The organism is Microbacterium algeriense (assembly GCF_008868005.1).
Classification (GTDB): Bacteria; Actinomycetota; Actinomycetes; order Actinomycetales; family Microbacteriaceae; genus Microbacterium; species Microbacterium algeriense.
Genome location: NZ_WAAO01000001.1, coordinates 1,066,631 through 1,085,429, shown reverse-complemented (window position 1 = coordinate 1,085,429; position 18,799 = coordinate 1,066,631). Strand labels below are relative to the sequence as shown.

The 18,799-nt window shown below is 69.9% G+C and carries 21 protein-coding genes and 1 tRNA gene; 4 read left to right on the top strand and 18 right to left on the bottom strand.

The genetic code is table 11. From position 1 onward, the window contains the following. Positions 1 to 35 precede the first annotated feature (35 nt). The 3 genes from rplL to F6A08_RS05295 form a co-directional block, all read right to left on the bottom strand. Positions 36 to 419: a 50S ribosomal protein L7/L12 gene (gene rplL, locus F6A08_RS05305; protein ID WP_017201501.1), complete on the bottom strand. Its 384-nt coding sequence runs from the start codon at positions 417 to 419 to the stop codon at positions 36 to 38. Positions 420 to 467: 48 nt separating this feature from the next. After that, positions 468 to 956 (bottom strand): 50S ribosomal protein L10, encoded by a 489-nt coding sequence (gene rplJ / locus F6A08_RS05300; protein ID WP_151458811.1) that lies wholly within the window; start codon positions 954 to 956, stop codon positions 468 to 470. 400 nt (positions 957 to 1,356) lie between these two features. Further along, positions 1,357 to 2,322, bottom strand: coding sequence for a hypothetical protein (locus F6A08_RS05295; RefSeq protein WP_151458810.1), 966 nt, complete (start codon positions 2,320 to 2,322; stop codon positions 1,357 to 1,359). 302 nt (positions 2,323 to 2,624) lie between these two features. Here F6A08_RS05295 and F6A08_RS05290 point away from each other — a divergent pair, with 302 nt between their 5' ends. Next, positions 2,625 to 3,305 (top strand): YqaJ viral recombinase family protein, encoded by a 681-nt coding sequence (locus F6A08_RS05290; RefSeq protein WP_017201504.1) that lies wholly within the window; start codon positions 2,625 to 2,627, stop codon positions 3,303 to 3,305. A gap of 24 nt (positions 3,306 to 3,329) precedes the next feature. On the opposite strand, the gene F6A08_RS05285 is transcribed toward F6A08_RS05290, so the two are convergent. The 6 genes from F6A08_RS05285 to F6A08_RS05260 all read right to left on the bottom strand — a co-directional run bounded on the left by F6A08_RS05285 (position 3,330) and on the right by F6A08_RS05260 (position 7,389). Next, on the bottom strand, positions 3,330 to 3,827 hold the full coding sequence (locus F6A08_RS05285; protein ID WP_151458809.1) for a hypothetical protein: 498 nt from the start codon (positions 3,825 to 3,827) through the stop codon (positions 3,330 to 3,332). Beyond that, entirely contained in the window at positions 3,824 to 4,474 is a 651-nt protein-coding gene (locus F6A08_RS05280) for a hypothetical protein (protein ID WP_151458808.1), read from the bottom strand. Before F6A08_RS05280 ends, F6A08_RS05285 begins: the two co-directional genes overlap by 4 nt. After that, positions 4,471 to 5,076 (bottom strand): signal peptidase I, encoded by a 606-nt coding sequence (locus F6A08_RS05275; protein WP_151458807.1) that lies wholly within the window; start codon positions 5,074 to 5,076, stop codon positions 4,471 to 4,473. Before F6A08_RS05275 ends, F6A08_RS05280 begins: the two co-directional genes overlap by 4 nt. A gap of 18 nt (positions 5,077 to 5,094) precedes the next feature. Next, positions 5,095 to 5,712, bottom strand: coding sequence for a SipW-dependent-type signal peptide-containing protein (locus F6A08_RS05270; protein WP_017201507.1), 618 nt, complete (start codon positions 5,710 to 5,712; stop codon positions 5,095 to 5,097). Between the two features lie 7 nt (positions 5,713 to 5,719). Then, the gene (locus F6A08_RS05265) at positions 5,720 to 6,340 is read right to left on the bottom strand and encodes a SipW-dependent-type signal peptide-containing protein (RefSeq protein WP_151458806.1); all 621 of its coding nucleotides are present in this window, start codon (positions 6,338 to 6,340) and stop codon (positions 5,720 to 5,722) included. Positions 6,341 to 6,507: 167 nt separating this feature from the next. Beyond that, positions 6,508 to 7,389 (bottom strand): LysR family transcriptional regulator ArgP, encoded by an 882-nt coding sequence (locus F6A08_RS05260; RefSeq protein ID WP_192576688.1) that lies wholly within the window; start codon positions 7,387 to 7,389, stop codon positions 6,508 to 6,510. 70 nt (positions 7,390 to 7,459) lie between these two features. Here F6A08_RS05260 and F6A08_RS05255 point away from each other — a divergent pair, with 70 nt between their 5' ends. Beyond that, positions 7,460 to 8,119, top strand: a complete 660-nt coding sequence (locus F6A08_RS05255; RefSeq protein ID WP_151458805.1) for a LysE/ArgO family amino acid transporter — start codon at positions 7,460 to 7,462, stop codon at positions 8,117 to 8,119. 4 nt (positions 8,120 to 8,123) lie between these two features. Here the strand turns inward: F6A08_RS05255 and F6A08_RS05250 are convergent, their stop codons facing one another. The 9 genes from F6A08_RS05250 to F6A08_RS05210 form a co-directional block, all read right to left on the bottom strand. Continuing rightward, positions 8,124 to 8,480 (bottom strand): iron chaperone, encoded by a 357-nt coding sequence (locus F6A08_RS05250; RefSeq protein ID WP_017201511.1) that lies wholly within the window; start codon positions 8,478 to 8,480, stop codon positions 8,124 to 8,126. Positions 8,481 to 8,527: 47 nt separating this feature from the next. Continuing rightward, positions 8,528 to 9,331 (bottom strand): amino acid ABC transporter ATP-binding protein, encoded by an 804-nt coding sequence (locus F6A08_RS05245; protein ID WP_017201512.1) that lies wholly within the window; start codon positions 9,329 to 9,331, stop codon positions 8,528 to 8,530. Next, positions 9,318 to 9,983 (bottom strand): amino acid ABC transporter permease, encoded by a 666-nt coding sequence (locus tag F6A08_RS05240; RefSeq protein ID WP_017201513.1) that lies wholly within the window; start codon positions 9,981 to 9,983, stop codon positions 9,318 to 9,320. The genes F6A08_RS05245 and F6A08_RS05240 overlap by 14 nt, the downstream gene beginning before the upstream one ends. A gap of 3 nt (positions 9,984 to 9,986) precedes the next feature. Next, a complete protein-coding gene (locus tag F6A08_RS05235; protein WP_017201514.1) occupies positions 9,987 to 10,802 on the bottom strand; it encodes an amino acid ABC transporter substrate-binding protein in 816 nt (271 codons plus the stop codon). A 193-nt stretch (positions 10,803 to 10,995) separates the two neighbouring features. After that, the gene (gene rplA, locus F6A08_RS05230) at positions 10,996 to 11,685 is read right to left on the bottom strand and encodes a 50S ribosomal protein L1 (RefSeq protein ID WP_017201515.1); all 690 of its coding nucleotides are present in this window, start codon (positions 11,683 to 11,685) and stop codon (positions 10,996 to 10,998) included. Positions 11,686 to 11,696: 11 nt separating this feature from the next. After that, a complete protein-coding gene (gene rplK / locus F6A08_RS05225) occupies positions 11,697 to 12,128 on the bottom strand; it encodes a 50S ribosomal protein L11 (protein WP_017201516.1) in 432 nt (143 codons plus the stop codon). 330 nt (positions 12,129 to 12,458) lie between these two features. Then, the gene (gene nusG / locus F6A08_RS05220) at positions 12,459 to 13,496 is read right to left on the bottom strand and encodes a transcription termination/antitermination protein NusG (protein ID WP_017201517.1); all 1,038 of its coding nucleotides are present in this window, start codon (positions 13,494 to 13,496) and stop codon (positions 12,459 to 12,461) included. 42 nt (positions 13,497 to 13,538) lie between these two features. Beyond that, on the bottom strand, positions 13,539 to 13,811 hold the full coding sequence (gene secE, locus F6A08_RS05215) for a preprotein translocase subunit SecE (RefSeq protein WP_017201518.1): 273 nt from the start codon (positions 13,809 to 13,811) through the stop codon (positions 13,539 to 13,541). A 40-nt stretch (positions 13,812 to 13,851) separates the two neighbouring features. Further along, a tRNA-Trp gene (locus F6A08_RS05210) sits at positions 13,852 to 13,924 on the bottom strand. Positions 13,925 to 14,131: 207 nt separating this feature from the next. On the opposite strand from F6A08_RS05210, the gene F6A08_RS05205 reads away from it, so the two are divergent. Then, positions 14,132 to 15,955, top strand: a complete 1,824-nt coding sequence (locus F6A08_RS05205) for an HSP90 family protein (protein WP_192576687.1) — start codon at positions 14,132 to 14,134, stop codon at positions 15,953 to 15,955. A gap of 25 nt (positions 15,956 to 15,980) precedes the next feature. Beyond that, on the top strand, positions 15,981 to 18,779 hold the full coding sequence (locus tag F6A08_RS05200; RefSeq protein ID WP_151458803.1) for a hypothetical protein: 2,799 nt from the start codon (positions 15,981 to 15,983) through the stop codon (positions 18,777 to 18,779). Positions 18,780 to 18,799: the final 20 nt, after the last annotated feature.

Genomic DNA, 18,799 nt, shown 5'->3' with positions numbered 1-18,799 from the left:
AACCCGGGGCCTTCGTGAAGAACGCTGAAGCGTGATTACTTGAGGGTAACCGTCGCGCCGGCCTCTTCGAGAGCAGCCTTGGCCTTCTCGGCGGTCTCCTTGTTCGCGCCCTCGAGCACGGCCTTGGGAGCACCGTCGACGACGGCCTTGGCCTCGCCGAGACCCAGCGAGGTGAGCTCGCGCACGGTCTTGATGACCTGGATCTTCTTGTCGCCAGCAGCCTCGAGGATGACGTCGAAGGAGTCCTTCTCCTCTTCAGCCTCGGCAGCGCCTGCGCCACCCGCAGCGCCGGCGACGGCGACGGGTGCAGCAGCGGTGACCTCGAACTTCTCCTCGAACGCCTTCACGAAGTCGTTGAGCTCGACGAGGGTCAGGCCAGCGAACTGCTCGAGCAGCTCCTCAGTGGAAAGCTTCGCCATGATGTATCTCCTAGATAGATGGGGTTGTTGTACGAGAACGTCGGACGCTTACGCGGCCTCGGCGGACTCGAGCTTTTCGCGAAGCGCGTCGATGGTGGCGGCAGCCTTGCCCATCGTCGCCTTCATCATTCCCGCAGCCTTCGCCAGCAGAACCTCACGGCTCTCGAGCGAGGCGTACTTGTTGACCTCGTCCGCGGTGAGGGCGTTGCCCTCGAAGATGCCGGACTTGATCACGAGAAGCGGGTTGGCCTTGGCGAAGTCACGCAGAGCCTTGGCGGTGGCGACGAAGTCACCGTGCACGAACGCGACAGCCGACGGACCCTTGAGGTCGTCGTCCAGCGCGGAGATGCCAGCCTTGTTGGCGGCGATCTTGGTCAGCGTGTTCTTCACCACGGCGTACTCGGCGTCCTGACGGATGCTGTTGCGCAGCTCCTTGAGCTGGGCAACCGTCAGACCGCGGTACTCGGTCAGCAGGACGGCGTTCGAGTTCTCGAATGACTTCGTGAGCTCGGCGACCGATGCATCCTTCTGCGCCATGGTCACTCCTTGGTGTGTACGAGGCGCCGCACGGTGGTGGGGCGCCGGCCTCCGACCCCCTGCAAAAGAGAAGAGCTCCGGCGCAAGCGCACGGAGCTCAGAAAGTTCGTGACACCTGCGCGGGCCCCTGCGATGCAGAGCTTCGATCCTGTGCGCTTGCACGCACACGACGACCAGCGGTCTTCGGTTATGACCACTGTACCCCACGCTCCTTCTCCCCCCAAATCCCCCGCCCCCTCCTTCCTCCCTCCCTCCCCCCCTCCCTTCCCCCTGCCGAGTGCACGGGTTCGCGCCGAGTGCACGGCTTGGCCACGTGGGTTTCCCGTGCACTGGGCGACTTCCCGTGCACTGGGCGACTTCCCGTGCACTCGGCGACCCGGCGAGGCGGCGAGGCGGCGGGTCAGGGAGGGGTGATGCCGAAGGAGGCGAGGCGGGCGGCGAGCGCCTCGGGAGTGGCGATGTGCTCGGAGCCCCAGCGGGCGAACCGGCGCTGGGTGAGGCCGCGGATCCAGTCCTCACGCTGCTTCTCCTCCAGAAGGACCTCCTCGACCGTGCGACCCGACCGCAGCGCCTCGTCGAGGTACTTCGTCTTGCCGTCGAATTCACCGAAGCTCTGCACGTCGTCCAAGCCGAAGTCGACGAAGTAGTCCCGACCACCCGGTCCGGGGACGTGCACCTGGAGGTCGGGGGCGGCGAAGCCGAGCGTGTGCAGGTGCAACCGGCTCACGCTCTCCCCCGGCAGCTGCGCCCTGCCATCCGCGAACGCCGCGACCCACCTCGCCTGCCGGATGCCCCGGGCTCCCGTCGCCTCGTCCACCCGCTGCGAGAGATCGCGGCGCCACGAGAGGACTGCGTCCGCGTCCCACTGCCCCTGACGCCGTCCCGTATCGCGCTCCGCGGCATCGGCCGCAGCCACGGCCGCTGCCGCCGGCACCGAGCGGATCAGATCGAACACCGTCCGGGACAGCGATGTGCAGCGGATTCCGTGGCGGAGTGCGAGGTCCCCGCGCGTGAGCGGCGCCACGTGGCGGAACACGTCGGGTGCGCTGGAGATCCGTGTCGGCGTCGGCGTGGTCATGTGCACGCGGGCGAGCCGCACCTTGTAGAGCGGCAGTCCCCAGAGCACCGCAGCCGACGTGTGAGACATGACCGCCGAGCCGCGGGCATCCCGGTCCACGGCGATGACATGCGCGTGATGCCGTTGTTCCGGCCACAGCTCCGCCCGGTCCGCGGCATCCATGTACCAGCCTCGTCGGAGCGCGACGAGGGTTCCGGCCTGCACGGCCTCCGCGATGCGGCGCTCCGTCCACCCCCGCTGCAGGAGGTCCGTCCGGGATCGGATGAGGCTGTCGAGCGCGTTCATCATCGCCCCATGTTTCCCGCTTCCTCCCCTCCTCCTGAGTTTTCCCTCGCCCCGCCCCGCACTCTCTGCACTTCTCCCCTCACCCCGCCTCCCGTGCAGGAGAAGACTTCGATTGCGAGAGCACGGGTTCGCGCCGAGCGCACGGCGTAGCCACGTATGCATCCCGTGCACTCGGGGACTTCCCGTGCACTCGGCGACATCCCGTGCACTCGGGGGCGACGCGGGGCGGTGCTGCGGCGGGCGCAGTCGGCGACAAGCCGGGCAGGCGGCGGAGGAGGGTCGGCGGACGGGGTTAGGGTCGAAGGGTGACCCCGGAACTCGCCGCACGCATCGTCGCGGACTCGCGCGACCGCGTGGCGTGGATGCGCGCACGCTCGCGCGGGATCACCGCCACGGATGTCGCCGGGCTCACGTCGGAGAAGTCGATCGCCCGGGCTGCGGACTCCAAGCTCGGAGGCGGACCCCGCTTCGGCGGCAACGCCTACACCGACCACGGCCGCCGGCGCGAGCCCGAGATCGCGGCCTGGGTCGCGGCGACCCACGGCATCCTCCCCTCTTCCGCCCTGTTCCGGGCCGAGGTCGAGCACCGCCACCTCGCCACCCCCGACGGCATCGCCGTCGACGCGCAGGGTCGGGTCAAGCTCGCCGAGATCAAGACCACGAACAAGGCGTTCCGCGGCATCCCCCGCACGTACCTGCGTCAGGTGTGGTGGCAGCAGCACGTGCTCGGCGCCGAGCGGACCCTGTTCGTGTGGGAGGAGCACGTGGACTTCGCCCCGATCCACGATGAGCCCCGCTGCGTCTGGATCGACCGCGACGATCGTGAGATCGCGAAGCTCGTCACCCTCGCCACCGACCTCATCGACGAGCTCTACCGCCGCACCACGGGCCGACAGGTTCCGAGCAGGACGCCGGATGCCGTCGCCAGCCGTCGCGAGCAGCTCCGAGAACGGGACGCCTTCCGCGCTCTGGCCCTGGCCGACTGACCATCCGGCCGACCGCGCTCCCGGTCACGTGCACGTGTTGTTGCCGCCCAGCCCGAGCAGGCCGCCAACCGACAGCGTCCGTGTCGCGGCAGGAGACGCCCAGGCCGTGCCCGCGTAGATCGCCTCGACCCGCACCGTGTTGGTCGAGCCGAGCAGACTGCCCAGCAACGTGTTCAGCAGCCCGGAGCTGATGGTCGCCGAGTACGAGTACGGGCCCGTGCCGCTCTGGGTGACGTTGGTGTTGTCGACCGCGACGTTGTTGATCGACAGTCGCTGCTGCACTCGGGGATAGGGCGAGGTCCACGTGATGGTGAAGCCCGTGAACGTGCCGAGCGTGCTGGTGACCGTGCACGAGGCGACGACGGGAGTCGCGAGCGTCGCTGCGGTGAACACTCCCGAGCCGTATTCGCTGTCGGTGAAGCGCGCATCGGTCTGCTCCACGGGATGCACGGCCGCGATGCCGACGAGCGCCGCGATGCCGACCGCCCCCGTCAGCACCCTCCGCACGACCTGGCGCATCATGCGCGCGTCCTCCGCTGGGGCTCCGCCCGGACGCGGCGACCCCGCCCGAGTGCCGCCCCCGCCAGCGCGAGCAGCACCCCCGCGGCGGCGAGCCACGCCGTGCGGGGCGAGGCGCCGGTGACGGCGAGGCCGCCGTCCGGCCCGACGGCTACCGTCTCCCCCGCCCCTCGCGCCTGGATGCGCACCTCGGTGCTCCCTGCCGCGTCGCCGGCGTCCAGGGTGATCGCGAGACGGAGGTGCGCGGTCTCGGTGTCCGCAATCTCGGCGAGAGGCGTCTCCGCACCGTCGCGGGAGATGGGCCAGTCCTCACGCAGGGTGGTCGCTCCCCCGGGACAGTCCGTCCCCGCCCACGCCTGACGGCACATCGCGACGTCGACGACGAGAGCGGCGCCGCCGGTCGCGCTGATCCCGATGCGGATCACACCCGGATCGGGTGCCTGCGCGCTCACGGCCACGTCCCAGCGCAGGGGCTGGCCGGGGAGCATCCCGGCGGCCGCATCCCAGTCGGCCACCGAGACCAGGCGCAGCACGTCTCCCTGGATCACCTGCGTGGCGGGCGCCGCCCAGGCCGTGCTCGGCGTCGCGACCGCCGCGATCGCCAGGAGCCCGACCGCCAGCCACCGTCCGAATGCGAGACGCCGTCTCATGACGACCCTCGGTTCTCCCGGGCTTCCCTCGCGCGCGGCGAGCGCGGCCAGAACGCCCAGACCACGAGCAGCGCCGCGGCGACCGTCAGCCCGGCGAGCACGAGCGGATCGCCCATGCCGGCGATCACGGCGGCGACGCCGGGCACGGAGAACAGGACGACCCGGACGGATGCCACGGAGTACGGGGTGGGATCGTCTGCGGCATTCGCGTCGCCGCGCATCGTGATCGTCCGCTGCCCGTCGCTCGTGCCCGGCGCGACGGAGGTCACCCGGTGGGTCACGGGGAGCTCGCCGTCCCGGTCGACGGTGACGATGTCGCCGACCTCGATCTCGCTCGCCGGGATGCGCTGCACCACCGCCACCGATCCGGCGGGGATCGTCGGCGACATCGAGCCCGTGCGGAACATGATGAGGGTGATCTGCGCCGTGAACGCGAGCACCACGAGCACGATGCAGACCGCTCCGGCCGCGGCGGCGAGCCACAGCAGCACGTCTCCGATCGCGCTGCCCGCCCGCGACCGGGACGAGGGGGCGCTTCCGGTCTCCTCCTCGGGAGGAGCGACGGGCTGCTCGCGCACGCGGCGTCGCGTGATGGGCGTCATCTCGACCCTCCTTCCGATCTAGGACGATGTCCCCTGGAACTGCCAGGTCTGCGACATCGTGAGGCCCTGCGCGGCGTTCGGCGCGGTGGTGGGCAGCGTGACGGCGATGCAGTAGTTCACCTGCGACGCTCCGTTCGCCGTGACCGTCTGGGTCGACGCCCCTCCGGCCGTCAGCGCCGAGCCGTCGGTGACCACAGCGGTCCCCGCGGGGTACGTGGTCCCGTTGCAGGTGGTGCCGGAGATGGTCCGCACGCCGTACGTGAGGTACGTCGCGAGCCCCGTGCCCCCGGGGGTGCCGGCGGTGAGCTGCACGGTCCCGGCCACCGAGGGGTTCGCGGTGCGGACGCTGAACAGCGCATAGGTGGTGGTTCCCGGCGCCATCGCCGTGGGGGCGAGCTGGAAGTTCAGCGTCGCGGCGGTGCCTGCGGTCGCGTGGCTCGAGAACGTGGTCCCGTCCGTCGCGCCGACGATGTCGAACCGGCCGGCCGTGAAGCTCGCGGCTCCGAACTCGGAGTCGTTCCAGGCGGCGAGGGTCGCGGCCGCCCCTATGCCCAGCACCAGGCCGCCCGCGAGCACGGCGCGGACTCGGCGGGAGTGCAGCCGTCGCCTCTCCCGCACATCTCTGCGGGTCTGCATCACGCGCTCAGTTCGTCGACGTGGCCGTGAAACTCCACGTGGCGTCCGTCACCAGGCTGGGCTCCAGCGCCGCGTCCGCCGTGACGCGGAAGCACAGCTGCACGGCCGTTCCCGGATCGGTGGCCGTGGCCCCGGCGGTGAGCGGGATAGCAGTCGCTCCGGTCAGCGCGTCCAGCGTCGCCCCGCTCGCCACCGGCGTGCCGGTCGCCGAGGCGGCGTTGCACGTCGCCCCGGGATCGAGCTGGTAGATCGCGTACGACAGGTGATCCGAGTTGGAGGTCGCGGCGGGGTCTGCCGTTGCACCTGAGGCGGTCAGGTTCGCTGCGGAGGTCGTGCCGGCAGCCAACCGCACCCAGAAGCCCGCGTAGACGGTGCTGCTCGGCGACATGTTGCTCACGAGTCCTGCCGGCAGGGTGAACGCGAGCGTCGCCGCCGTGCCCGCGGTGCTGTGGTTGGCGTACGTGGTGCCGTCCGTCGAGCCCTCCAGATTGAACGCGCCGGCGGTGAACGTGCCGTTCGCGAACTCGGAGTCGTTCCACGCCGCCAGCGTGGCCGCGGTGCCGATGCCGAGCACCAGTCCACCCGCCAGCACCGCTCCGATCTTGCGCTGCGTTGCCTTGGTTACCATGTCGCTTCCCCCTCAGGAATCGGTGAACCACGTGGATGCCGGTGTTCCGGCCACCCCTCAACGACCCCGCACCCGCGCGTTTGCGCCATCCTCTCCGAGCCCTTCCGGAAGGACAAGGCGATTTCGCGCAGGAGATTCGCTCATCCCGCGCAGACCGGAAACGGGCCTCAGACGGCGCCGAGCACGCGACGCGCCTCGAGGGCGATCTCCTGGGCGATGGTGTCCAGCAGATCGGAGCGCAGGTTCCACTGCTGCCAGTGGAGCCGCACCCGGAGGGTCGGTCCGCCCAGAGCGACCAGGCCGGGAGCCTCCTGCGGCACCGGGACCATCCCCCAGCCGAGACCGAGCCGCACCGCGAGGGCATAGTCGTGGGAGGCGGGGACGTAGTGCCGCGGCACCCCCTCCGGCGAGACCCCCATCGCCCGCAGCCACTCGTGCTGCAGGGTGTCGCGGCGATCGAAGTCGACGAACGGGGCGAGCGCCAGCGCGCCAGGCGTCACACCGCCGGCGAACCACCGCTCGGCGAATGCCGCCTCCGCCATCGCCCGATACTCGAGCACACCGAGCGGCGCCACCGAGCATCCGGCAACCGGGGTCTCCTCGCTCGTCACCGCCGCCATCACGGTTCCGGACTCCAGCAGGCGGGCGGTGAAGTTCTGATCATCGCGGTGCAGATCGAAGTCGATGTCGTGGCCGGATGAGAGTCGGGCCAGCGGTGCCAGGAACCAGGTCGCCATCGAGTCGGCGTTCACCGCGAGCGGCACGGTGATGCGGCGAGCGCCGCCCTCCTCATCGATCCCGACCCCCACGAGCGCATCGTGCTCGAGCAGGGCGATCTGCCGCGCCAGGCGCACGACCGCCGCGCCCGCTTCGGTCAGCCGCGCCGGTTTGCTGCGCACGACGAGGATGCGTCCCAACTGCTGCTCGAGGGCCTTCAGCCGCTGGCTCACCGCCGAGGGCGTGATGCGGAGCCGCCGGGAGGCCGCGTCGAGGGTTCCCTCGTCCACGATCGCCGCCAGCGTGGCCGCGAGCTCGGGGTCGATTCTCACATAAGCGATGCTAATGGTTCGAAAGGAATCTTCGCTTCTCATCATGGCCCCGGATTCCTAGGCTGGGGCCATGCTCACGGTTCTCGCCGGCCTCGGACTCGGCCTCTCCCTCATCGTCGCGATCGGCGCGCAGAACGTTTTCGTGCTGCGTCAGGGGATCCGCCGCGAGCATGTCCTGGCCGTCGTCGCCGTCTGCGCACTGTCCGACGCGGCGCTGATCGCCGCCGGCGTGGCAGGGCTGGGCTACGTCCTCACCGCCGCGCCATGGCTCGTGGTCGTGGCGCGCTGGGCGGGAGCCGCCTTCCTGCTCGCCTACGGGGTCCTCGCGGCTCGACGCGCGTGGCGCGGCGGCGAGGAGCTGGCCGTCGACACGGCGGACGAACAGGCAGCGGTCGCGTCGACGACGAGCGCGAGCGGCACCCTCACCCGCACGCGCCTGGCCCCGGTGGTGCTGACGACCCTGGCGCTCACCTGGCTCAACCCGCACGTCTACCTCGACACGGTGCTCATGCTCGGCTCGATCGCGGCCACCCACGGCGAGGAGCGCTGGCTTTTCGCGGGCGGGGCCATCGCCGCCAGCATCCTGTGGTTCACGGCGCTGGGCTTCGGCGCCCGCTACCTCGGCCGCTGGCTGCGCACACCGCGCTCGTGGCGCATCCTCGACGCCGTTATCGCGGTCGTCATGATCGCGATCGCCGTGAGCCTCGTGATCCCGGTGCTGGGCGCCTGACGGGTCAGTCGCCGTCGATCTGACGCCGTCGCGCACGCACCAGGCTGCGAAGCGCGTCGTCCGGGAGGGGATGCTCGGGCTGGAACCGGATGGTGCCCTTGTCGACGCTGACACCCTCATGCCCGTCCAGGAGCCCGGCGACCGTCGCGACCGCCTCCGGACTGAACGGGTACACGCCGATGTGCTTCTTCGCGCGCATCACCGAGAGAAGAGGCTTGCCGCGGTGCACGAGGGCGGGCATGCCGTAGCCCTTGCCCTGCTCCGCATCCGGCACCTCGTCGCGGGCGAGGGCGTACACCCGGGCGATCGTCTCCCGATCGGCGGGGTCGAGGTCGGTCAGGTAGTCGTCGATGGTTCCCACGGGGGCATCCTGCCACGGTGCGACCCCCGCGTCGAGGGATGCGCGGGTCAGGCGCCGTCGAGCGGACGCATGATGCGGGTGAGGAACCGCTGCGTGCGCTCGTGGGTCGGCGCACGGAACAGGTCGGCGGGCGGCCCCTGCTCCACGATGACGCCGCCGTCCAGGAACAGCACGTGATCGGCGGCCTCGCGCGCGAAGCTCAGCTCATGCGTGACGACCGCCATGGTCCATCCCTCGTCCGCGAGCTCTTTGATCACAAGCAGCACCTCCCCCACGAGTTCGGGGTCCAGCGCGCTGGTCGGCTCGTCGAAGAGCAGCACGTCCGGCCGGAGGGCGAGTGCCCGGACGATGCCGACGCGTTGCTGCTGTCCGCCCGAGAGCTGGTGCGGACGGGCATCGGCCTTGTCCGCCAGACCGACCCTGTCCAACAGCGCGAGGGCGTCGACGACCACCTCGTCCTTGGGGCGACCCTGCACCCGCCACGGACCCTCGATCACGTTCTCGAGCACCGTGAGATGAGGGAAGAGATTGTGGTGCTGGAACACCATGGCCGAGCGGTCCCGCAGCGCGAGCCGCTTCTGCTTCTGCAGCCGCGGGGAAGGCTTCACCTCGGGCGCGAAATCGATCTCCGGGCCGCCAGCGACGACGATCGTGCCGGCATCCGGAGTCTCGAGACCGTTGAGCGCGCGCAGCACCGTCGTCTTGCCCGACCCGCTGGGCCCGATCAGCACGACCACCTCGCCGCGGTGCAGCGTCAGGTCGATGCCGCGCAGCACCTCGTTGTCGCCGAAGCTCTTGCGCAGCCCGCGCGCGACGAGCAGGGCCTCCTGGTTCGGATCAGTGAGCGACACGGCTGTCCAGCCTCCTCTCGAGAGCACTCTGACCGAACGACAGCACCAGGCAGAGCACCCAGTACACCAGCGCGGCGGCCAGATACAGCACCATGAACTCCAGCGTCGTCGAGGCGATCTGCTGGGCCACCTTGAACAGCTCCGTCACGAGGATCAGCGAGGTCAGGGAGGTGTCCTTCACGAGTGAGATGAACGTGTTCGACAGTGGCGGCACCGACACCCGAGCAGCCTGCGGCAGGATGATCCGCGTCAGCGTGCGGGTGCGGTTCATGCCCACGGTGTACGCCGCCTCCCACTGCCCCTTCGGCACCGAGAGGATCGCCGCCCGCACGACCTCCGCGCCGTAGCCGCCGACGTTCAGCGAGAGCGCGATGATCGCACTCGGCCACGGGTCGAGGGTGACCCCGACCGACGGAAGCCCGTAGAAGATCACGAACAGCTGCACCAGCATCGGCGTGCCGCGGATCACCGAGATGTAGAAGCGCGCCACCCCCGAGACGACCGGGTGCACGGAGATCCGCATCAGGGCGACACCGACGGCGATGACGAGCCCGAGGACGAACGAGATCAGCGCGAGCGGAACCGTCGCCGTCAGACCCGCCCAGGCGATCGGCCCGAGCGAATCGAAGAACAGCTGCCAGGGACTCTCCATCGACTACTGCGTGACGTCTTCGCCGAAGTACTTGTCGCTGATCTCCGCCAGGGTCCCGTCGGCGCGCAGCTCGTCGAGCGCACCGTCGACGGCCTCCACCAGCGCCTTCTTGTCCTTCGTGAACACGAACGCCTGCTCACCGGCCTCGTCCGTCTCGGCCGCGATCTTCAGACCGGACGGGCTGTTCGTGGTCTCGTAGTCGAGGAACGTCAGCTTGTCGTTGATCGTCGCGTCGACGCGGCCCTGGCGCAGCAGCTCGACCGCCTGCGCCCAGCCCTCGACACCCTCGACCTTCGCCCCGGACTCGGTCGCCAGTTCGTACCAGTTGCTCGTCAGCGACTGGGCCGTGGTCTTGCCCTCGAGGTCGTCGAAGGACGAGATCGAATCGTCGTCCTCGGGCACGACGATCACGCCGGGCGAGACGGTGTACGGCTCGCTGAAGAGGTACTTCGCCTCGCGCTCGTCGTTGATCGAGACCTGGTTCGCGATGACGTCGAAGCGGCCGGCGTCGAGGCCCGCGAAGATCGCGTCCCACTGCGTCTCCTGGAACTTCACCTCGAGGCCGAGCTTGTCGGCGACCGCCTGGATGATCTCGACATCGAAACCAGTCAGGTCGCCGGAGCCGCCGTCGTCGTGGAAGCTGAAGGGACGGTAGGTGCCCTCGGTGGCGACGGTGAGCGTGCCGTCCTGCACCAGACCGAAGTCGGACCCCTCGCTCGTGCCGTCCGATGTGCTCGCGGGAGTGCTCGACCCGCTGCAGGCGGTGAGCACGGTGGCGGCGACGACGAGTGCGGTGGCGGCGATGAGACGACGGGACATGAACCCTCCTGGGGTGTGAAGTGCGGTGCGAGTTTACGCGACCGTCACGGGAACTCCCTCACAGTACGCGGCCCGCGCCGCTTCCCCGCATCCGATGACGATTCGTTTCCGACGGGTCGCGCGGACGCAGAAATGCCCCCGGGAGAACCCGGGGGCGTTCCTCTGCGACTGGGTCGCTGAGTGTGTCGAAGCGTCAGATGGAGTTGACGTCCAGCGGGATGCCGGGGCCGAACGTGGTCGACACCGCACCCTTCTGGATGTAACGGCCCTTCGAGCTCGACGGCTTGAGGCGGACGATCTCCTCGAGCGCTGCGCCGATGTTCTCGTTCAGCTGCTCGGCGGTGAAGGACGCCTTGCCGACGACGAAGTGCACGTTGGCGTGCTTGTCGACGCGGAACTCGATCTTTCCGCCCTTGATCTCCTCGACGGCCTTGGCCGGGTTCGGGGTCACGGTGCCGGTCTTCGGGTTCGGCATCAGACCACGCGGTCCGAGAACCTTTCCGAGACGACCGACCTGGCCCATGAGCTCCGGAGTGGAGACCGCGGCGTCGAAGTTGGTCCAGCCGTCGGCGACCTTCTGGATGAGCTCGGCGCCGCCGACCTCGTCCGCACCTGCGGCGATCGCTGCCTCGGCCGCGGGGCCGGTGGCGAAGACGATGACACGAGCGGTCTTACCGGTTCCGTGCGGGAGGATGACGGTGCCGCGCACCATCTGGTCCGCCTTGCGCGGGTCGACGGCGAGCTTCAGCGCGACCTCGACGGTCGAGTCGAACTTCGACGAGCCGGTCTCCTTCGCGAGGGCGACAGCCTCGGAGGGGGTGTAGTAACGGTCTGCCTCGATCTTCTCGGCGGCAGCCTTGTAAGCCTTGGACTTGGTAGCCATGATTATTCTCCTCAGCCCTCGACCGTGATGCCCATGGAACGGGCGGTTCCGGCGATGATCTTCGAGGCGGCCTCGACGTCGTTCGCGTTCAGGTCGGCCTGCTTCTGCTCGGCGATCTGACGGACCTGGTCCTTGGTGATCTTCGCGACCTTGACCGTGTGCGGGGTCGACGACCCCTTCTGCACGCCGGCGGCCTTCTTGATGAGCTCCGCTGCCGGCGGGGTCTTCAGGACGAAGGTGAAGCTGCGGTCCTCGTAGACGGTGATCTCGACGGGGATGACGTTGCCGCGCTGCGACTCGGTCGCGGCGTTGTACGCCTTGCAGAACTCCATGATGTTGACGCCATGCTGACCGAGCGCGGGGCCGATCGGCGGCGCCGGGTTGGCTGCACCGGCGTTGATCTGAAGCTTGATCAGGCCGGTCACCTTCTTCTTCGGTGCCATTCTCTTTCCTTTCATCGAGGCGGATGCCGAGGCATCCGCTTCTCCCACTGATCCGGCGTTTCCGGACCGTGGTCGTCTGTACGCCCTTCGACGAGCTCAGGGACCCCTGCGGGCTGTCGCACAAACCACACAAGTCTACCCGATCCGGAGCGCAACTGCGCGCGTCGCCTGTCCTTGCCGGATCCCCTCGGCTCCCGTCGCGATATGACAGCCAAAACGCCGATTTTGGCTGTCATATCGCGACCGGAGCAGAGACTCACGCCAACGCAGAACGGCCGCCGCGGAAGGGACGGCCGTTCTCGTGCACTTCGGCAGGCTCAGTGACCGGTGTCAGATCATCTTGGTGACCTGGTCGAACGACAGCTCGACCGGAGTCTCGCGCTCGAAGAGGGAGACGAGGACCGTGAGCTTGCCGCTCTCGGGCTTGATCTCGCTGATCGAACCGGGAAGACCCGCAAACGAGCCCTCCTTGATCGTGATGGTCTCGCCGACCTCGAAGTCGACCTCGGCGGGCAGCGGACGAGCGACGGCGACGCCGCCCTTCGACGCGATGTTCTTGGCGGTCGGCACGTCCTTGACCTCGACGAGCGACTTCAGCATGTTGAAGGCCTCTTCGAAGCGCAGCGGCGTCGGGTTGTGGGCGTTGCCCACGAAGCCGGTGACACCCGGGGTGTGGCGCACGACCGACCAGGTGTCTTCCGTGAGCTCCATGCGCACCAGCACGTAGCCGGGGATGCGCACGCGGGTGACCATCTTGCGCTGGCCGTTCTTGATCTCGACGACGTCTTCCATCGGGACCTCGACCTGGTAGATCTCGTCCTCGACCTCGAGCGTCGACTTGCGCTGCTCGATGTTGGCCTTCACCTTGCGCTCGAAGCCGGCGTAGGAGTGGATGACGTACCACTTGCCCGGAAGCATGCGGAGGTCCATGCGGAAGGCCTCGTACGGGTCCTCCTCCGCGTCGTCCTCGGACTCGGCGTCCTCGGCCGCTGGGCGGTCGTCCTCGCCGTTCACGTCGGGGCCGTCGTACGGGGTGACCTCGTCGGCCGCCTCCGCTTCCTGCTCGGCGACCTCTTCGGCCACAGATTCGTTGAGGACCTCAGCGGCAGCCTCGGCTTCAGCCGCTTCGTCCAGGTTGAGAGCGTCGTTCACGATCGCGTCCGCCTCCGGGTCGTCGATGTCGATGTCGGTGTCATCCGCGGCATCCTGCTCGCCGTCCTCGTCTTCGACGTGGACCGCGACGTGCTCGGCAGAGGTGACCGAGAGCTCCTCCGCGGCGAGCACGTTGCCCTCCTGGGCCTCGTCCTCCTCGCTGGACTGCTCTGCGGCGGTCGCCCAGTCGGCGTCGTCGGAATATCGTTCAGACACGTTGTTTCTTCTCCATAGCTGCGGCGTGAGCCGCGGGGGTCATCAGCCAGGGATTCCGAACACCCAGTGCGTCACGAACGCGAACAGCGTGTCCAAGCCGTAGACGATGCCCATGACGATGATCACGAAGACGAGCACGACACCGGTGAACTTGAACAGCTCCTTGCGAGTCGGGGTGACGACCTTGCGGAGCTCGGCGATGACCTGGCGGATGAACAGGGCGATGCTCCCGAAGAACCGGGAGAAGGGGTTGCCCTTCTTCTCGCGGGTGGCGCCGGCCGCGACGACCTCGCCGCGCGGTTCGTCCTGATCCATCCTGAATGTACCTTTCGTGTGTCAGCGTTGCGCTGACGCGCAGGGCGGACAGGAATCGAACCTGCAACCTGCGGTTTTGGAGACCGCTGCTCTGCCAATTGAGCTACCGCCCTAGAGACCGTGAGGCCTCGGGGTGTCCTCCCACTCTGTCACGATCCTGCGACCCTCGGGTCCCAGGCACGGCGAAAGAATGCAGAGAACAACTGCCCCACAAGCATACGGCATCCTTCCGACGACGCCGAACCCGACGCCGGACCCGAGGTCAGGAACCGGCGTTCTTGCTAGGCTCGGCGAGCGGAATCAGTGGGGAAGGGATGCGTGTGGGCGCGGATGTGCAGCAGTTCCAGGTGGATCTGCGAGGAGTCGTCGATCTGCTCAGCAGGCACATCTACTCCAGCCCCCGGGTGTACCTGAGAGAGCTGCTGCAGAACGCCAGGGACGCCATCACCGCCCGGCGCGAGGTCGACGGCGGCGGGGGACGCATCCGCATCAGTCCGCTGACCGTCGAGACCGGCGAGTTCGTGCTTCGCGACGACGGGGTCGGCCTCACGTCCGCCGAGGTCGCCGACCTCCTCGCGACGGTCGGCCGCAGCTCCAAGCGGGACATCTTCGACCTCCCCCGCAGCGACTACCTGGGACAGTTCGGCATCGGACTGCTCAGCTGCTTCATGGTCGCCGACACCATCGTCATCCGCTCCCGAAGCGCCCGCGGCGGCGCTTCCGTGGAGTGGACGGGAAGCGCGGACGGGACCTTCCAGGTCGCCGAGCTCGACGAGGAGCTCCCCATCGGCACCAGCGTGCACCTCGTGCCGCGCTTCGATGCCGACGAGCTGCTGCGTCCCGCAGCGGTGCACGAGCTGGCCACGACCTTCGGCGAGTTCCTGCCCGTGCGGGTGACGGTCGACACCGCGGGCGGAGACATCGACATCACCAGGGACGCACCGTTCCTGGATGCCGCGGAGGACCCGGAGTCCGCCGTGGAGTACGGGCGGGATCTGCTCGGCGCGAGTCCGCTCGACGTGATCGAGCTGAGCGAGTCGGCCACCGGAACCCGGGGCCTCGCCTACGTGCTTCCCTACGCGCCGCCGCCCGGAGCACGCCAGGCGACCCGCATGTACCTCGGCCGCATGCTGCTGTCGGAGCGCGTCGACGACGTGCTGCCGGACTGGGCCTTCTTCGTGCGCGCAGTGGTCGACTCCACCGGACTCGCTCCGACCGCGAGCCGGGAGTCGCTCGTCGAGGACGCCGCGCTGGAACGCGTGCGGGAGCAGCTGGGCGCGGGGATCCGCCGCGGGGTGCTCGAGCTGGGTCTGCGGGAGCCGCACCGCCTCGCGCAGTTCGTCGCGGTGCACGAGGTCGGCCTGAAGTCGCTGGTACGGCACGACGAGGAGCTCGCCCGATTCATCTCGCGCTGGCTGACGGTCGAGACCACGCACGGTTCGCTGCGCGTCGGGGATCTCGTCGAACGGTATCCGCACGTGCGCTACGCGCAGACCGTGGACGAGTTCCGGCAGGTGGCGGGGATCTCGCCCGCCGACGAGGTGCTCGTCAACGGCGGCTACCTCTACGACGCCGACCTGGTGCGGATGCTGCCCGACCTCTACCCGCATGTCACGGTGGAGCGCGTCGACGTCACGGGCGAGCTCGACAGGCTCGATCCGCCGCCCCTCGACGACCGCGACGCCGCTGTCGCGCTGGAGGCCCGCGCGGGGGCCGTGCTCGCCGCATCCGAGTGCTCCGTGGTCGTGCGCTCGATCGCCCGCACGGACCTCGCCGGACTCTACGTCGCCGACCCCGAGGTTCTCCGCGCCATCGACCGAGGCCGCACGAAGGGCGTGACCGGCGCACTCTGGGGCGGGGTGCTCGACCGGATCGATCAGACCCGATCGTCCGCGCGCGACGACGACCTGCGCGCCCGGCTGTGCCTGAACTGGTCGAACCGCGTGGTCCGGGCCCTCGTCCGCGTGCAGGACGACGCGGTCTTCGCCCGGACCGTGCAGCTGCTGTACATCCAGGCGCTGCTCGCCGGGCATCATCCGCTCGCCGACGCCGATCGCGCCCTCATGACGAGTGCTCTCGCAGACCTCGTCTCCCTCTCTGCCGGACTCGAAGGGGACGCGCTCCCCTTCGAGGACGCCCGCTGACACCTCACCGAAAGGCCCTCCCGCCATGGCACGTCCGAAGAAGCGCTTCCAGCAGCTGATCGAGGAGATCGACCGCACCCCGTGGGGCCCGGCCGAGCAGGCCCTCGTCACGGAGGCCGTCGCGCTCGCGGTCGAGATCGGCGACGAGCGGCTGGAGTATGAGGCGCGGATGCGGCAGACGGCCTCCGCCAACATGAACGGCGCCACCGACGTCATGCTCAACTCGTTCGCCTGGTGCCTGGCCCATCACGACGCCGACCCGCAGCGCTTCCCCGCCGACCTCGACAACGGCGGCGCCGACCTGATGTGGCAGTTCAAGTGGATGGCGGCATCCCTGCGGTCCTCCCCGGCGTTCTCGCAGGAGCAGATCGCAGCCGTGCTCGACGACATGGAGTCGCACTACCGCGCCGCCGGCCTGGGCGTCAGCGGCGTCCTGACAGCGCGGTTCGAGGACGCCTGGGATGCCGGCCGCCTCGACGACGCGGAGCGCCTTCGAGTGCAGTTGGAGGCCACCCCGCGCGACGACCACAGCCACTGCGACGCCTGCGGACGCAGCCAGATCGCCGGTTTCTTCGCGGACACCGATCGCGACGCGGAGGCGATCGTCCTCGTCGAGGAGATGATCGAGGGCGGCTTCTCCTGCGGCGAGGAGCCGGAGCACGCGCTCTCCCGCGTCCTGCTCCCCTACCTGCGGGCGGGACGCTTCGACGAGGCGAAGACCGCGCATCTGCGCAGCTACCGCCTGGCGAAGGACAACCCCGACAACCTCCGCATCGTCGCGAACAACATCGTCTTCGCCGCGATCACCGGCAACGAGGCGCGTGCTCTCGCCCTGGTCGAGAAGCACATCGCCTGGCTCGCGCACGACGGTCTGAACGTCGACGCGCACTTCGCCGCCCTCGCCGCCCTCGCCGTGGCGCTGGACCGCGTCACGGCCGCCGGACACGGTGACACCCCGGTGCGCGGCGCGGAATCGGCCGCGCTCGTCCCGTTCTTCGGCGAGCACGACGGCACGTGGAGCGCCGCCGACCTCGCCGCGGCCTCCTGGGCGGCAGCCGAGCGGATCGGGGCCGCGTTCGACGAGCGCGACGGCACCGACGGGCACGCGCGCAGCCTGGAGCGGATGCGCGCTCTCGCCGACGAGCAGTACGACGTGCCGATCCGCTCCGACGCCTTCGTCGCTCCCGTCACGTCCTCCGTGCCGGCGGACGCGGACGCCTGGTTCGAGCGGGCGATACAGCTCGCGCAGTTCGGCGCGGAGCACGAGACGCTCGAGGCCCTGCCGCATGCCCTCGAGGTCGCAGACCCGGCGAAGCGAGCGCAGCTGCTCTCGATGCGCCTGGGCATCCTGATCGCCCTCGACCGCGCGGAGGAGGCGCTGCAGCTGCTCCCGGAGCGCATCGCCGCGCTGCGGGCGGCCGGCCTGGAGGCGCAGGCCGACCTCGAACAGCGCCTGGGCCTTGCGACCTTCGGCCTGGACACCCCGGAGACGAAGGCGGCGCTGGAAGAGGCCATCGCCGACGCCGACGACCTGCCCGCCTGGTCGCGCGGCGACCTGGCGATCAGCCGCGCCGCCCTGCACCTGCGCGCGAGCGAGCCCGACGCCGCCCTGGATCACGCCGAGGTCGCCGCGCGCTCCTTCACGGAGGCGGAGGACACGCGACTCGCCAACACCACGACGCTTCTGGCGATCTCCGCCGTGCTCGGCAAGGGCGACTTCGAGGCCGGAGCCGCGCTGCTGGACCGCCTCCTGGCCCAGGACGACCTCAGCACCGGCCACCGCGCCCAGGCGCTGCAGACCCGCGCGCGCGTGCGGGGAGGCACCGGGTCGTACCTGGAAGGCGCCGCCGACGCGGATGAGTCCTGCCGTCTGCTCGCCGAACTCGGGGCGACCCGCGCCCTCGGCGAGGCGCACCTCCTCGCCGGAGCCCTCTGGGAGGACGGGGACGACCCGGAGAAGGCCGTGTCCCGGTACCGACTGGCTGCGCGGATCGCCGGGGAGGCCGGAGGCGACGCGACGGGCGTGGACTTCCGTCTCGCGCGCGCCATGCTGCGTGTCGGCGATGCCGAGGAGGCGGCCGAGCTGTTCGGCGACGTGCTGCAGCGCGAGGAGGAGGCCGAGACGCCCGCCGGCTCCCGTGCCATGACCGCCTCGATGCTGGCGCGCGCCCTGGCCACCTCCGGCGAGTTCGGTCAGGCCGTCGGCGCGTTCGGCTACGCCTCCGAGCTGTTCGGACAGGCTGAGGAGCACGCCGATCAGGCCATGTCCATGACCGAGCAGGCCAAGATCCTCGCACGCTTCGACGAGCACGACGACGCGATCTCGCTGCTCGAGTCCGCCGCCGAGATCGCGCGTAAGGCGCCCGACGCGGTGGGTGCGCTGACCGAGGTGCTGCACAGCCTCGGTCAGGCCTACGGCGGACGCGGCGACGAGCGCGCGTTCCCGCTGTTCGACGAGGTGGCCGCCCTCGCGCAGGAGCACGACGCCGCCTGGCTCCTCGCCGATGTCACGGACTCGCGCGGACGGGCGCTCGCGGAACTCGGGCGCGTGGACGAGGCCGTGTCCGCCGCGCTCACGGCCGCCGACGGGTTCGCCGAGCTCGGCGACCTGGGCTCCGCAGGAGGATCCGAGCTGTTCGCCGCCCGGGTCCTGGCGGGGAACGAGCGGCCGTCCGACGCGGTGCCGGTGTACCGGAGCGCGATCGAGCACGGCGCGGCCCACCCGCCCCTCGTGCAGGTCGCCGCGCTCGAACTCGGCAACGTGCTCGAGGCGCTGGGCCGTCACGGCGAGGCCGCGGAGGTCCGCGCCGGCGTCGAGAGCTGAGCGCCGCTCAGCCCGGCCGG